The organism is Rhizobium sp. SVR5-2C (assembly GCF_056755115.1).
Genome location: NZ_JBNDHT010000446.1, coordinates 1 through 259, shown reverse-complemented (window position 1 = coordinate 259; position 259 = coordinate 1). Strand labels below are relative to the sequence as shown.

1 protein-coding gene is annotated in these 259 nt (G+C 71.4%); it reads left to right on the top strand.

The features are described 5' to 3' along the window. The coding region (locus tag ACPYOI_RS36465) for a cyclase family protein (protein ID WP_481424229.1) at positions 1-259 on the top strand (259 nt) is incomplete at both ends.

The window sequence follows — 259 nt, the reverse complement described above, 5'->3', positions numbered from 1 at the left end:
GCCTGATGTACAACGGACGACCGCACTCGCTGGTCGACGCCGAGACGGGATCGGCGTGGGCCGCCGTCACGGCCGCCGCGAGCGGGATCGTCACGCGGGGTGTCCTGCTGGACATCGCGAAGGTCCGCGAGGTGCCGTGGCTGGAACCGGGTGAGGGAGTGTTTCCGGACGATCTCGAGAGGGCCGAGCGTCGCCAGGGTGTAGGCGTGCGACCCGGCGATGCGGTCCTCCTGCGGACCGGTTACGGCCGCCTCCGGCA